This window comes from Sediminibacterium sp. C3 (genome assembly GCF_000508085.1).
Classification (GTDB): Bacteria; Bacteroidota; Bacteroidia; order Chitinophagales; family Chitinophagaceae; genus Sediminibacterium.
Map to the genome: position 1 here is coordinate 1,153,720 of NZ_KI669560.1, position 14,472 is coordinate 1,168,191.

At 41.2% G+C, this 14,472-nt stretch carries 16 protein-coding genes; 10 read left to right on the forward strand and 6 right to left on the reverse strand.

What is annotated here, in order from left to right:
- Positions 1 to 26: 26 nt before the first annotated feature.
- The gene (locus F777_RS0105350) at positions 27 to 953 is read right to left on the reverse strand and encodes a hypothetical protein (RefSeq protein ID WP_026751138.1); all 927 of its coding nucleotides are present in this window, start codon (positions 951 to 953) and stop codon (positions 27 to 29) included.
- Between the two features lie 80 nt (positions 954 to 1,033).
- On the opposite strand from F777_RS0105350, the gene F777_RS0105355 reads away from it, so the two are divergent.
- The 3 genes from F777_RS0105355 to F777_RS0105365 are packed head-to-tail and all read left to right on the forward strand — an operon-like array spanning position 1,034 to position 4,083.
- The gene (locus tag F777_RS0105355; protein ID WP_152530861.1) at positions 1,034 to 1,588 is read left to right on the forward strand and encodes a hypothetical protein; all 555 of its coding nucleotides are present in this window, start codon (positions 1,034 to 1,036) and stop codon (positions 1,586 to 1,588) included.
- A 52-nt stretch (positions 1,589 to 1,640) separates the two neighbouring features.
- The gene (locus tag F777_RS0105360) at positions 1,641 to 2,969 is read left to right on the forward strand and encodes a vanadium-dependent haloperoxidase (protein WP_026751140.1); all 1,329 of its coding nucleotides are present in this window, start codon (positions 1,641 to 1,643) and stop codon (positions 2,967 to 2,969) included.
- 34 nt (positions 2,970 to 3,003) lie between these two features.
- Entirely contained in the window at positions 3,004 to 4,083 is a 1,080-nt protein-coding gene (locus F777_RS0105365) for a transporter family protein (protein ID WP_026751141.1), read from the forward strand.
- A 9-nt stretch (positions 4,084 to 4,092) separates the two neighbouring features.
- Here F777_RS0105365 and F777_RS15825 read toward each other — a convergent pair whose 3' ends face one another.
- The 3 genes from F777_RS15825 to F777_RS0105380 are packed head-to-tail and all read right to left on the reverse strand — an operon-like array spanning position 4,093 to position 8,344.
- Positions 4,093 to 6,075: an alpha-amylase family glycosyl hydrolase gene (locus F777_RS15825; RefSeq protein WP_051408451.1), complete on the reverse strand. Its 1,983-nt coding sequence runs from the start codon at positions 6,073 to 6,075 to the stop codon at positions 4,093 to 4,095.
- Positions 6,076 to 6,077: 2 nt separating this feature from the next.
- Positions 6,078 to 7,028, reverse strand: coding sequence for a carbohydrate kinase family protein (locus tag F777_RS0105375; protein ID WP_026751142.1), 951 nt, complete (start codon positions 7,026 to 7,028; stop codon positions 6,078 to 6,080).
- 11 nt (positions 7,029 to 7,039) lie between these two features.
- Complete coding sequence (locus F777_RS0105380) at positions 7,040 to 8,344, reverse strand: MFS transporter (RefSeq protein ID WP_201767574.1); 1,305 nt, start codon at positions 8,342 to 8,344, stop codon at positions 7,040 to 7,042.
- Positions 8,345 to 8,452: 108 nt separating this feature from the next.
- Between F777_RS0105380 and F777_RS0105385 the strand changes: the two genes are divergently transcribed.
- Positions 8,453 to 8,932 (forward strand): YcxB family protein, encoded by a 480-nt coding sequence (locus F777_RS0105385; protein WP_026751144.1) that lies wholly within the window; start codon positions 8,453 to 8,455, stop codon positions 8,930 to 8,932.
- 54 nt (positions 8,933 to 8,986) lie between these two features.
- On the opposite strand, the gene F777_RS0105390 is transcribed toward F777_RS0105385, so the two are convergent.
- Positions 8,987 to 9,421 (reverse strand): GNAT family N-acetyltransferase, encoded by a 435-nt coding sequence (locus tag F777_RS0105390; RefSeq protein WP_026751145.1) that lies wholly within the window; start codon positions 9,419 to 9,421, stop codon positions 8,987 to 8,989.
- 57 nt (positions 9,422 to 9,478) lie between these two features.
- Here F777_RS0105390 and F777_RS0105395 point away from each other — a divergent pair, with 57 nt between their 5' ends.
- From F777_RS0105395 to rnc, 3 genes are all read left to right on the forward strand, one after another.
- Positions 9,479 to 9,715, forward strand: coding sequence for an acyl carrier protein (locus tag F777_RS0105395; RefSeq protein WP_026751146.1), 237 nt, complete (start codon positions 9,479 to 9,481; stop codon positions 9,713 to 9,715).
- Between the two features lie 84 nt (positions 9,716 to 9,799).
- A complete protein-coding gene (fabF, locus tag F777_RS0105400; protein WP_026751147.1) occupies positions 9,800 to 11,053 on the forward strand; it encodes a beta-ketoacyl-ACP synthase II in 1,254 nt (417 codons plus the stop codon).
- A gap of 3 nt (positions 11,054 to 11,056) precedes the next feature.
- Positions 11,057 to 11,764 (forward strand): ribonuclease III, encoded by a 708-nt coding sequence (gene rnc, locus F777_RS0105405; RefSeq protein WP_026751148.1) that lies wholly within the window; start codon positions 11,057 to 11,059, stop codon positions 11,762 to 11,764.
- Here the strand turns inward: rnc and mce are convergent.
- Positions 11,759 to 12,181 carry a methylmalonyl-CoA epimerase gene (mce, locus tag F777_RS0105410; RefSeq protein WP_026751149.1) on the reverse strand — a complete coding sequence of 141 codons (423 nt, stop codon included), beginning with the start codon at positions 12,179 to 12,181 and terminating at the stop codon, positions 11,759 to 11,761. The two genes, rnc and mce, sit on opposite strands and share 6 nt — an antisense overlap.
- A gap of 125 nt (positions 12,182 to 12,306) precedes the next feature.
- On the opposite strand from mce, the gene F777_RS0105415 reads away from it, so the two are divergent.
- From F777_RS0105415 to F777_RS0105425, 3 genes are read left to right on the forward strand one after another with little or no spacing between them, the layout of a single operon-like run.
- Positions 12,307 to 13,521, forward strand: a complete 1,215-nt coding sequence (locus F777_RS0105415; RefSeq protein WP_037369895.1) for an IscS subfamily cysteine desulfurase — start codon at positions 12,307 to 12,309, stop codon at positions 13,519 to 13,521.
- A gap of 57 nt (positions 13,522 to 13,578) precedes the next feature.
- Positions 13,579 to 13,995 (forward strand): Fe-S cluster assembly scaffold IscU, encoded by a 417-nt coding sequence (iscU, locus tag F777_RS0105420; protein WP_026751151.1) that lies wholly within the window; start codon positions 13,579 to 13,581, stop codon positions 13,993 to 13,995.
- Positions 13,996 to 14,014: 19 nt separating this feature from the next.
- A complete protein-coding gene (locus tag F777_RS0105425; RefSeq protein WP_026751152.1) occupies positions 14,015 to 14,371 on the forward strand; it encodes a HesB/IscA family protein in 357 nt (118 codons plus the stop codon).
- Positions 14,372 to 14,472 lie beyond the last annotated feature (101 nt).

Sequence of the window (14,472 nt, forward strand, 5' to 3'; positions counted from 1 at the left end):
TTTCATGATCTTATCTTGATAAATGTTTACTCGAATACCGGATAGTTAATAGTGGTTCTCCATTTAGTACTGTCCCTTACTGTTCTTCTGTTGGTGATTAATCTTTCAAAAGAAATAGCGGGGCTCACTTTGCGATGATCCTGTACATAGTTCTTAACGGCTTCGTTGCATTTCTGAATAACGGTTTTATCGCCGGTTACTTCGCAAACAACAATATTGCCGAGCATCATATTTTTGAGCATGAACTTTCCGCTGGAAGGAATATCTCTTTCGGTGGGTACGGCCACCATGGCTGTATAGCTGGAAGAATCTTCTCTGAAAACGTTCAAAATAGGATAGTTCACAATTTTCACTTCAACTCCGGCAATAAATTCATTCACTTCATCAATCAGTGCATAAATTTCATCGGTAGTTGGTTCGTGGTCATAGGTTTGTTTGGCAGATACATAAGAAGAGTTAGGTACTTTTTGCATCTCTATGGGGTAACCATACACTTTGGCCACATCAGAAAAATAATCCTGAATCTGGTAAAGCAATCGCTTACTATCATCTTCTGCACTGTTCAGCTGAAAAAAGTTTTTATAGCGGAAAAACGGGTTGTTAGACATTTTCATCACCGTATTCAGGGTGAATTTGGTTTTGGCATTGTGGTCTGCTATGAAGCTAAAGTCTAAGGAAATTTCCATGCCATTGTAAACAAACGTCGCCTGAAACCCATTCATCAACACTTTGTGAATGGTAATAGGGTTGTCGTAATAACTGTAAGTGGAGTCGTTAATCTTCTTACCCGGGAACCATTTGGTCCATTCCTGGGGATTGGTCATTACCCGGGTAACTGCATCCACCGGCATAGCAACTGAAACGGTTTCAGTTGTCGGTTTTTGAGAGGGAAGCAGGTAAGAAGCACCAATAAAAAATAAAACGGGAACCAGAACATACAATCCTTTTTTCATATCCGTGCTGTCGTTTAAAGGGGAATAAAAACTAAAATTAAATCTTTTGCATTGCAAAAATAAATACTATTTTTAGGGAGTTGAAAAAGGTTTTATCCATACTATCATTGTGTTTGCTGCTCTTTAGCTGGGGCGGATACAACCTGCTTTTGAACTATCTGGAAAATAAGTCTGATATTCAGTTTCAGGCCAGCCTTTTCCAGGATCAGTATGATGAAGCCAACCTGATACACCTGAAAGTTGCGGCCAGTACCCCTTATGGTCCCAACAGCGAAGAATTTGAAAGTGCAACCGGAGATGTTGAAATCAATGGTGTTACTTATCACTTTGTAAAACGTCGTTTCTTTAAAGACTCATTGGAATTATTGGCAGTGCCCAATATTGAAAAAATCGGCATAAGAAATGCGAGAGACCAGTTTCTTAATCTGGCAGCCAATTTCAACAGTACTTCACAGAAAGAATCTTCTAATAATCAGCATATAGTACTTAAGTTTTCATTGTCAGACTTCACGGGTGACCATTGCTTTACCTGGCAGTTTCGTAATGGAGACATTTCAAAGGAGTTTACTATGCAAAACGGACAAGTGCAAACGACTGATTACACAAACGCTTTGGAACGACCACCGCAAGCCTAATGCTGGTACATTAAGCATTGTATATTTCCTTTCATTTTATAATTGACTGTTTATGTTGAAGCGCTTTGCGGTGCTGGGTATTTTTATATTTGCCCTTCAGGCCTGTAGTACGAACACTGAGTACAAAACTTTTTTACACGATCCCATTTTATATAGCCATACAGTACATGAACTGAATACCGTGGTCATGGGGAATAACTTCCCTCCAATGGTAGCTTCCAGAAACTATGCGTATGCAGCCATTGCAGCCTATGAAGTTATGGCAGCAGCCAATTCAGATAAGTATGAGTCGCTGGGTGGACAACTAAATGGATTGTCTCCCCTTCAGCTACCAGCTATCAAGCCCGAAGCGGACTGGCAGCTGGCCGCTTTGTTGTCTTATATGAAAGTAGGTGAGTCGGTTACCTTCCCCGAAGGGAGCATGAAAGCTTATGAGGACAGTATTTTAACATTGGCCCGTAAGAAAGGATTGCCCAAAAAAGTGGAAGCCGCATCCAGAGAATTGGCAGACAGCGTGAGTGCTGCAATTATTCGCTGGAGTAAAAAAGACAATTACCTGGAAACAAGAGGTGCAGAAAAATACACCGTAACAGATGAACCGGGCAGATGGGTGCCAACGCCCCCCATGTATGCCAGTGCAGCTGAACCGCATTGGATGGAAATCAGAACCATGGTGATTGACAGCGCAAGTATTTACGAACCCGCTCCTCCGCCTACCTTCAACATCAAAGACAAGAACAGCAAATATTATCAGGAAGTGATAGCCATCAAAAATGCAATTGATAGTTTAACGCCTGAGCAAAAGCATATTGCAGAATTCTGGGACGATAATCCATTCAAAATGAATGTAACAGGACATGTGATGTTTGGCAGTAAAAAATTCTCGCCACCCGGACATTGGATGAGCGTTGTGGGGATTGCCGCTAAACAGGCCAAGTCTGATTATCCCGAAACCATTTATGCAACAGCTAAAACAGCCATTGCTCTATTTGATGCATTTATACAGTGCTGGTATGTAAAGTACAAATACAATACCGTGCGTCCGGAAACCGTCATCAATCAATACATTGATATTAATTGGCGACCTTATTTGCAAACACCTGCTTTCCCTGAATATACCTGTGGACACTCTACCATTTCTTCTGCAGCAGCAGAAGCACTGACCAGTGTGTACGGAGATAATTTTGCCTATACCGATTCAACTGAACTGGAATTCGGAATAGCCAACAGGAGTTTCAAATCTTTCCGACATGCGGCCGAAGAAAACAACTGGGCTCGCTTTTACGGTGGATTGCATTTTCACAATTCCTGTATCATCAGTACCGATATTGGTCAGAAAGTTGGGAAGCATATTGCTACCAAACTGAAGATGAAAAAGTAAGCTTCATTTATTTATTTCTTAACAGAAATCATTTATGAAATATTATTTAGCAATGGCATTGCTATGCTTGGTATTTTGCCAACAGGCAACTGCTCAAGGCTGCGTCGCTATAAGAGGAGCGGGCGGAGCAACTTGTAGTATTACCGGACATTTATTACACCCTGATACTACTGGATACACAATCAGTGTGAATACCAGATATTTTAAGTCATATAAACACTTTGTAGGAACAGAGGAGCAAAAACAAAGAGTAGCACAAGGAACAGAAGTAATAAACCATACTTTTAGTACAGATATTGGTATAACAAAAACAATTAACCGCAGATGGAGTACTGCCTTGTATATTCCTGTTATTTACAATAATCGGTCTTCTTTGTATGAACATGCCAATCGCGGAAGATTCACCACTTCTTCTTTTGGCCTGGGTGATATAAGAATAGCGGCATATGCCTGGTTAATTGACCCGGTGAAAATGTCCAAATTTAATTTGCAGGCAGGCTTGGGCATAAAGCTGCCAACAGGGGATTACCGCTATACAGATCGATTTACTACAGCTAGCAGTACAGTAGTTGGTCCCGTTGATCAATCTATACAATTAGGTGATGGTGGTACAGGATTTACTGTAGAGCTAAATGCTTTTCATCGTTTTGGAAAACGCCTGAACGCTTATGGAAATTTTTATTACCTCATTAATCCGAGGGAACAAAATGGAGTATCTACCGCAAGAGGTGGAACACCCTCACCAACTGCAGTTTTATATACTACCGATGTAATGAGTGTTCCTGATCAATATTTAATTCGCGGTGGATTTAATTATCAAGCCGGTAAGTGGACATTATCAGGTGGGCTTAGGTTTGAATGTATTCCTGCAAGGGATTTAATTGGCGGTAATGAAGGTTTCCGAAGACCAGGCGAAATACTAACCATTGAACCAGGTATAACCTATTCATTGAATAAGCTTAATGTATTTTTATACGTGCCAGCTGCAATCATGCGTAATAGAACACAAAGCTACCCTGATAAAATAAGATCAGCGTTAACTGGTGTCAATTACAAGGGTGATGCAGCGTTTGCAGATTATTCAATTAATCTTGGGTTCAGCATTAAACTGTAAAAAGAAAGACTACATTAACTCAAAAATTGCAAACTGGTAGGGCTCCATCACAAGGTATTCGTGATCGGGTCCTACTTTTTGTTTTTTACCCGTCCAGTGATCATGCACTTCTGTTGGCGCAAAGCCCTGTTCTTTAAATAGGTACCAGGTAATATAAGCCGCTTTACTATTGAAGTTAAACAAGCAATAATAGTGTTTGCCTTCTCCATGTCTAATGAATCCAGCCACATGAATATTGTGTGGTGTTAACCAGGTAATATTTTTCTGATCACTAAAAGCAGCAATGGATTTTCTTAATCGAATCAATTGTTGGGTAGCACTGAAAATTCGCTGCTCAACACTTCCGGCAACTTTTCTCAAATCATTCTTTTCCCAACGAATCACCGGACGATGCATCCATCGGTTGTCGTAACTTTTTCCGGGATCAACCAAATAACTATAGTCATTGGTATATCCTACTTCATCACCATAAAATAACATGGGAATACCACCCAACAGCAGGGATTGTGCCTGCATCAGAATGATTTTGGAAATTGCAGTCTGAACAGCTGGATTGTTTGAACCTGCATCAGAAAGACCGCTATTCAAGTCACCCGCAAGCGCTTTTTCCAGTCCGCAGAGGGAAGCTAAACTGCCGCTGATTCGGGCATCCTGTGTTTTGGGATTCACCGAAAACAGCGCACCGGATGCGGGGCTGCCAGGATAACTACCGGAATAATATTCTTTCAAAAACTTACGATGCTCATAAGCATTAAATCCAGCTGCCGCAATCATGGAATCATCGTATCCCAATCCAATATCATCGTGGCAACGGGTATAGGTAATCCAGGTTGTGCCCAATGGTTTTTGTAAAAGTTCGTGTTGAGCCGCCAGCATAACACGGGTATCACCTGTTGCCAGTGCATCCCATTGCAAAGCCATTTGTGTAGCATTGTAAGCGATATCGCATTCTTTGGCAACAAATGCATCTGTGCCAAAATATTTCATGATTTCTTTGGGTGCCACAATGGCTTCTCCTAACAATGCCATGCCTGGTGTAGCAATATGCACACAATGTTTAATCAAACGAAGAAGGGTATGTGCTTGAGGCAGGTTCTGGCAAGTAGTACCCAATTGCTTCCAAATAAATGCAGGTGCATCAATGCGTAAAATGTCAACACCTAAATTGGCGTAGAAGAAAATATTCTCCAACATGGCACTGAATACAGCAGGATTGGTATAATTCAGATCCCATTGGTAATGATGAAAAACAGTCATTACCCATTTGTTGCATTCTGGCACAAAACTGAAACTGCCCGGTGAGGATTCCGGAAAAATTTCGGGCATGGTAGCATCCAGCTGATCGGGAATTTCTCTGTTGTCGAACATGTAAAAAAAGTCCTGATATTTTTTGTCACCCGCTTTGGCTTTTTTAGCCCACTCATGATGATGAGAAGTATGATTGAGTACAATATCAATCATCAGATACATGCCTGCTGCTTGCATTTTTTCTTGCAAACTTTTAAATTCATTCAAGGTTCCGAAGCGTTCATCAATTTTTCTGAAATCAGAAACGGCGTAGCCACCATCGCTTTCTCCTTCCGGACTTTCAAACAGGGGCATGAGGTGCAAAAAGTTTACGCCCAGTTCCTGCAGATAGGGTAGTCGCTCTGGCATATTTTTTAAGTTGCCGGCAAAACGATCTACATATAAACTCATACCCGTAATCTGATTACTCGTAAACCAGGCGCCTTGTTCTTCTTTTAGTGCATCTCTTTTTTTGAATGCCGGTTTTCTTTGTTTATAAGTTTCAATTAAAAGCGCTAATAAATTGTCAAATGGATTTTCAATGGATTGACCATTTGTATTTCCGTAAATAGAATAATATAGTTCCTGTAATGTATTTGCATTGGCAATCATACGTAAATAAAATGCATGATCAGGGCCGGCTATGTCCAGTAAATGGGTAAGGCAAAGTGTTTTTATTTTCTGATGCAATTCGTATTGAAACATAATTAGTCAAAAATTTGATTATTCAAATGTTTAAAAGCTTCCATAGCTCCCATGTACTCGCAAGTTCTTGCGCCGGCTTTATTGGCATTGATGACCATATGCGACCACATTTCCAATGAAAGGTCATTGAAGGTGGCAGGTTCCAGTTTACTTAGCTGATATAAAACAGCGCCTACAAATGCATCACCTGCTCCGGTTGTATCAACGGGTTTAACTGGAATAGAAGGAATAATATGTTGTTGACCATTGTAGCCGAGTAAAGTCCCATCCTTCCCCAATGTAATAGCAAATACTCCCTTGGTTTCGTCTAATAAAATAGCTGTTGCGGCTTCCAGGGTTTCTGTGTTAGTTAACAACATGGCTTCTTCGTCACTTACTTTAAAAAAATTGCAGTTGCGTAAAAAATGCCAGCTCTGACTAACAAAAGAATCGGTATTGTTTTTAAATAATAAATGTCTGTAGTTGGGATCAAAGCTGATGAAAATATTATGGTGTAGCGCTTTCTGAAGCAGGTGCAAATAAGCAGCCTGCAAAGGGCCTGGTAAAAAACCAGTTGCCGATCCAAAATGTATAATAGAAATATTGTTCAAGTTAATAGAATCTATATCGTCAATGGACAATTGTGCATCGGCTCCTCTGTTAAAAACAAAATCTCTTTCGCCATTATTCATCAACGACACAAAAGCAAATGTGGTAAAATGGTTGGGGTCTTCTAACATCGCTTGAATACCCACTCCAAAAGAACGCATGGTTTCTATCAACTGATAGCCAAAAGGGTCTTTACCTACTTTGGCTGCGAGTTCCACTTTGCCACCCAGTGCAGCAATGGCAGCGGCAACATTGGTGGGAGCCCCCCCTGTCTTTTTTAAGAAGTTAGATCCCTCCGATAAAGGCATTCCTTTATCTGTGCAGATCATATCAATTAAGGCTTCTCCAATACAAAGAATTTTCATACAATTATTTTTTAATGGCCCCCCGAAGAAACCGCCTGCAGTTCTCCTTCAGGTTTAACATCTTTAATAAGCAAAGTGGCTGCACAAGCTAGTAATAATAATACACCTGCAAAAGAAATGGCTTTGCCAGAGTCGTTATTTAAATGGTGTTCCATAACGAAGCCAAAGCTAGTAGTTTGTAATATCATCGGAATCACAATCATCATATTGATGATTCCCATATATACGCCGTATTTTTCTTTAGGAATATCATTCACCACCATCAGGTAAGGTATGCCCATCATGCTAGCCCATGCAATGCCAAATCCTGCCATCGGAACAAACAAAAGATACTTGTTTTCAATTTGAGGAAACCACAATAGTGCAAGGCCTGCCATCAATAAACAAACCACATGTACTTTTTTAGGACTGAATTTTTTAGCCATCCATACCAAGGCAAAAGCAGATAAAAAAGTTACCACATTGTACCATCCATTCACTAAGCCTGCCCATCCCACTGCTTCTTCATACAATGCTTTGTTTTCTGTTGGACTGGTTTTCCAAACAGACTGAGCAATACTCTTAGACGCATTTTGCCAATAACAAAACAAAGCATACCATTGAAACAGATATACCAATGCTAGTTTCCACATCACTGCGGGCATATGAATGATGGCTTCCCCAATTTCTATAAAGGGTTGAAGCAACCCTTTTTTCTGTGCACGAAGAGCGGACAGTTCTTCTGGAGTAGGAGGTATCTCCGGCGTTTTAGAAATGCTCCACAACACAGAACTAATAGAACAAAGAGATCCTAGAAAGAAAGAGCCAAATACCCAGTAAGGAATGGCACCATGCTGACCCGGAATATATTTCTGAAAAAGAAAAAGAGAAATATTGGCCAGGGTAATGCCCAGACCGGTGAAAAAACTCTGCGTTAAAAATCCGGTAGCCAGCTGATCGCTAGGCAACTTATCTGCAATAAATGCACGGTAAGGTTCCATGGCGGTATTGTTGGCCGCATCTAACACCCATAACAAACCTGCAGCCATCCACAAGGTTGAGCTGAATGGATAGAGAAACAAACAAAGACTGCAGAACAAAGCGCCAATAAAGAAATAAGGTTTTCTTCTCCCGAAACGGGGATGCCAGGTACGGTCACTCAACACGCCAATAATCGGTTGTATTAATAAACCTGTCATAGGACCTGCCAAATTCAGCAAGGGTATTTCATCGGGCTTGGCACCTAAAAAATCATAGATTGGATTCACAGCACTCTGCTGTAAGCCAAAGCTGTATTGTATTCCAAAGAAACCCACATTCATGTTAATGATTTGCATGAAGCTGAGTTTGGGCTTGCTCAATTGCATAGATAATATGTTAGTCTCTAAAAATAATGAATTGAAGGCAAAAAAACATCCGCAGTGAAAATTGGCTAAATTTGCAAAATGCAACATGCTTTTACCTACGAGAAGAAAAAAGTGATACAAGGGCTTCGGTACCATTTTGTGCAAAGACCCGAAGTGAAAGTATTGGTTGTATTGGTAAATGTATTTGCTATTGTTGCAGCCATCCTTTTTTACAGTAAAAAAATAAGACCCGAACCCTTTTTACTGGGTTCATTTATCTGGGTAATTATGATGGCCAGTTTCTGGTATATTTTGCCGAATTCTATTTATAAGCAAGCGAAAGATACCTTCCTTGATCGGTTTACCATTGCTTTTAAAGACAATGGCGTTACCCTCGAAAATGAAAAAGGGTATAAGCACTGGAACTGGAACGAGTTCTCTCATTATTTTGAAAGTCCTCATTTCTTTCATCTGTACTTTAATGCCAAGTCTTTTTTTATGGTGCCCAAAGAAGGAATGGGAGATGAGTTCCGCCACGAACTCAGGGGTGCACTAAAAAAAGGCATTGCTTCAAAGTAGGGTTTGGCCATCGGTGGAACCTGTTTAATTTATCCCCGATTTCAATCCCCCCAACTAATCCGAAAGTTCCTTGCCCATGATTACATGGGGAATGGTGAGTTCAATAAAGGGTTCGCTCATTACTTCGTATCCCAGTTTTTCAAAAAAATGGATGGAATCTTTGCGGGCATGCATGATGATTTTTTCAAAGCGATTATCGCGGGCCAGGTTTTCGGCAAACTGCACCATGGCTCTGCCAATTCCCTTACCCTGTAATCCGGATAATACAGCCAGCTGACGCAAACGGACGGTATCGGGCGCAACTTTTACCAGCATGCAGCAGGCCTCCATGATACCTTCATCGGTATAGGCCAATAAAATATGATTCTTTTCTTCGGCCAGTTCTTCCGCACCAAAATCCAGGCCTAGGGGTTTACGCAACAACTGGCGTCTCAATGCTACCATTTGTTCGTATTCTGCGGAACCGTGCTGAATCATTTTTAGTGCCATAATACTAATATAACCATAAAATACATATTTTTGCCGCAGTAAACAAAAACTTTTACAATGTCAGACATCGCAACAAGAGTAAAGAAAATCATCGTAGACAAATTGGGCGTAGACGAAGCAGAAGTAACCAATGAAGCTTCTTTTACCAACGATCTAGGTGCAGATTCTTTGGACACCGTTGAATTAATTATGGAATTCGAAAAGGAATTCAACATCTCTATTCCTGATGAGCAGGCTGAAACCATCACTACTGTAGGTCAGGCTGTTGCTTATTTAGAAGAGCACGCTAAGTAAGATATCTATTTAGTTAGGAATAATTTTAATCCGCCTTCTGATCGAATGTTAGAAGGCGGATTATAACATAAACAGGTTTGTTGTATGCAATTAAAGCGCGTAGTTGTTACAGGTATTGGTACTATTACTCCTATTGGTAATAATCTGGAAGATTATTGGCAAGGGTTACTGAATGGTATTTCCGGTGCTGCACCTATCACTTTATTTGATGCAAGTAAATTCAAAACCCGTTTTGCCTGTGAAATCAAGGGATTTGACCCCACTACTTTCATGGAGAAAAAAGAAGCCAGAAAGCTGGATCGCTTTGCACAATTAGCAATATATGCAAGTGATATGGCCGTGGCCGACGCCAAAATATCTGCAGAAAATATTGATGCAGACAGAGTAGGGGTGATTTTCGCCAGCGGTATTGGAGGTCTCCGTACTTTCCAGGAAGAGATGATGAATTTTGCAGGCGGCGACGGTACGCCCAGATTCAATCCTTTCTTTATTCCTAAAATGATTTTAGATATCGCAGCGGGTCAGATTTCCATGCGTCATGGATTTCGCGGACCCAACTTTGCTGTGGTAAGTGCCTGTGCATCCAGCACCAATGGCATTATTGCAGCAGTAGATACCATTCGCTTAGGCAAGGCCGATATCATTATTAGTGGTGGATCAGAAGCCGTTATTAGTGAAGCAGGCGTTGGAGGATTTAACTCCATGAAAGCCATGAGCGAAAGAAACGATGATCCAGCAACAGCCAGCAGACCTTATGACAAAGACAGAGATGGATTTGTAATGGGAGAAGCAGCCGGTTGCTTGGTATTAGAAGAATACGAACACGCCGTTAAGCGTGGTGCAAAAATTTATTGTGAGATTGCTGGTGGCGGCGCCACTGCAGATGCATACCATTTAACCGCTCCACATCCGGAAGGATTGGGTGCGCGTAACGTAATGGCTGCTGCATTAAAAGATGCAGGTATGCAGCCAGATGAAATTGATTATATCAATACCCATGGAACTTCTACTCCATTAGGAGATGGTGCAGAAGTGAAAGCGATTACTGAAGTGTTTGGTAGCCATGCGTATAATTTAAATATCAGTGCAACCAAATCTATGACCGGACATTGCTTAGGTGCAGCCGGCGTAATAGAAGCCATCGCATGCATTCAGAGTGTGATTCATGATATTGTTCCCCCTACAATTAATCACTTCACAGATGATCCTGAACTGGATCCGAAATTGAATTTTACTTTCAACAAGCCACAGCAAAAAATTGTACGTGCTGCTTTGAGTAATACATTCGGATTTGGCGGACACAATGCCTGTGTGATCGTGAAAAAATTCGTAGCATAACAAGTGCAATTTTTAATAAAGCTATTTAAACCCAAAGCTGCTTCTGCATTTGAAGAACAGCTCAGCAATATGCTTGGCATCAGGCCGGGTAATTTGCAATTGTATCGCAGTGCCCTGAGTCATCGCTCTGTTAAGGAAACCCCTGATGAAAACAATGAGCGGCTTGAGTTTCTGGGAGATGCGGTACTGAGTGCGGTTGTAGCCGATTATCTTTTTAAATTATATCCTTACAAAGGCGAGGGATTCCTGACGGAAATGCGATCTAAAATGGTGAACCGTCAGCAGCTGAATGATATAGCCCTGAAAATGGGTCTGCGCAAATTAACTTTCTACAACAAGTTCGACAATGCTTTAAAGGGTAGTCAGATTTTTGGGAATACGCTGGAAGCATTAATAGGAGCCGTATACTTAGACAAGGGATATCCCAAAACCCAGAGCTGGATTCTGAAACAGATCGTGATTCCGCATTTGTTTATGGAAGACCTGGAAGTGATTGATATCAATCTGAAAAACAAACTGATTGGCTGGGCCAATAAAAACGGCAAGACCATTACGTTTGAAATGGCCGATGAAAAGTTAGAAGGCAACCGCCGCGTATTCACCATGAATGCCGTACTTGATGGTGAAATATTTGCACAGGGAAAAGCCGGTAACAAAAAAGACGCCAGTCAGATAGCCGCGCAGGTCGCAATAGAAAAACTAGGATTATAGAACGTGCGCATCCGGGTGATGGATCTCCTGGCACAATTCAATTAATACCCCATTGGTTCCTTTGGGATGTAAAAAGCAAACCAGTTTATTGTCCGCTCCTTTTTTGGGCGTTTCATTCAAAAGGGTAAACCCTTCCGCTACCAGTCGCTTCATTTCGGCATGAATATCGGTAACGTCAAAAGCAATATGGTGCATGCCTTCTCCTTTTTTGCTGATGTATTTGGCAATCACCCCTTCCGGATCGGTAGAAGCCACCAGTTCAATTTTGGATTCCCCGGTTTTAAAAAAAGCCGTCATTACTTTTTCTGAAGCCACTTCTTCGGTTTTATAGCAGGGGGTATTGAGCAATTTTTCAAAAACCGGGATACTTACAGAGAGGTCATTTACCGCGATTCCAATATGTTCAATTTTATTCATGATGATTTTTTTATATATGGGGTTACGAATTGAGGAAAAACAACTCCTGTGTACCTCCTGCGCCAAAATTATAGAACCTATTGTTATACTTTTGCGTTATAAGCAAAAACAAGCAATCATTTATGTTGAAGTTACCTGTTTACTTAGACAATAACGCCACTACACCCATGGATCCAAGGGTTTTGGAAGCCATGTTACCTTATTTTACCGAGCATTTTGGTAATGCCGCCAGCCGTAACCACCCTTTTGGATGGGAGGCAGAAGAGGCGGTAGATTATGCCCGTGAGCAAGTAGCTAAATTAGTTGGTGCCGATCCCAAAGAAATCATTTTCACTTCCGGTGCAACCGAAGGGGACAACCTGGCTATCAAAGGTGTTTATGAAATGTATGCTTCAAAAGGCAACCATATCATCACCGTAACTACTGAACACAAAGCGGTTTTGGATACCTGCAAACACCTGGAAAGAGCGGGTGCAGAAGTAACCTACTTAGAAGTAAAGCCTGATGGCTTAATCGATTTACAACAGCTGGAAGCGGCTATTAAGCCTACCACTATCCTGATTGCGGTAATGTATGCCAACAATGAAATTGGCGTAATTCAGCCGGTGAAGGAAATTTCTGCCATTGCCAAGAAGCATGGTGTATTGTTCTTCTCTGATGCAGTTCAGGCAGTAGGTAAAATACCAGTAGATGTAAACAAAGACGGTATTGATATCATGGCATTTACTGCACATAAAATGTATGGTCCAAAAGGTATTGGTGCATTGTATGTGCGTCGTAAAAATCCACGTGTTAAAGTAACTGCCCAGATGGATGGTGGTGGCCACGAGCGCGGAATGAGAAGTGGTACCTTGAACGTTCCGGGTATTGTAGGTTTTGGTAAAGCATGTGAATTGGCTCGTTTGGAAATGGCAGATGATGCTACCCGTTTAAGCAAATTGCGCGATAAATTAGAGACTGCATTAATGGGTCTTGAAGAAGCATACGTAAACGGAAACAGAGAACACCGTTTGCCACATGTTGCGAATATTTCTTTCAAATACGTAGAGGGTGAAGGTTTATTGATGGGCTTTAACAAGAACATCGCTTTGTCTTCTGGTTCTGCCTGTACTTCTGCTTCTCTTGAGCCAAGTTACGTGTTGAAAGCATTGGGTTTAGGAGACGATTTAGCGCATAGTTCATTGCGTTTTGGTTTGGGAAGATTCACCACCGAAGAGCAGATCGACTATACCATTAAAGCAGTAAGCGATACCGTATTGAAACTAAGAGACATGAGCCCTCTATGGGAAATGTTTAAGGAAGGCGTAGATATGGATAAAATTGAGTGGGCTCACCATTAATCGTGCTCCCAACTAAGCAAATAAAATTTTAACTCTAACAAAATAAATTAACATACCATGGCATACTCAGAAAAAGTAATCGACCACTACAATAACCCTAAGAACGTAGGTACTTTAGATAAGTCTAAGACCAATGTGGGTACCGGTTTAGTAGGTGCTCCTGAATGTGGAGACGTAATGCGTTTACAAATTGAAGTAGACGATGCAACCGGCGTTATCACCGATGCTAAATTCAAAACCTTTGGATGTGGCTCTGCTATTGCTTCTTCTTCATTGGCAACTGAGTGGTTAAAGGGTAAAACCTTGGATCAGGCAGTAGCAATCGACAATATGGAGCTAGTAGAAGAATTGAATCTTCCTCCGGTAAAAATCCACTGTTCTGTATTGGCCGAAGACGCTATCAAGAGCGCCATTAACGATTACAGAAAGAAGAATGGTTTAGAAGAGCTGGTGTTCGAAGATAGAATTCACTAATCGTGTTAAATAGAATTGTATGAGTGAAATAGCTGCAGAAAATAGCATTTACGTAAGTGATAAAGCCAAGGCCAAAGTAAAACAACTGATGGACGAAGCAGGAGTTGCCGGCGACCCAAGCTATTTCTTAAGAGTAGGTGTAGTGGGAGGAGGTTGTTCTGGTCTTAGCTATAAGCTGGATTTCGACAACGAAATCAAACCCATGGACCAGGTTTTTGAAGACAATGGTGTAAAAGTGGTGACCGATTTAAAGAGTTTTCTTTACCTGGTAAATACCGAGCTGGATTTTTCTGATGGACTAAACGGCAAAGGATTTTATTTCAACAATCCCAATGCCAGCAGAAGTTGCGGATGTGGCGAGAGTTTTGCGGTTTAAAAACCGAAAGCTCAATCGCTTTCTGTATCAGCGACAGACTTTGTTAAATTAAAAGCAATCAATAGTAAAACCCCGATTCGTCGGGGTTTTTGCGTACAAAA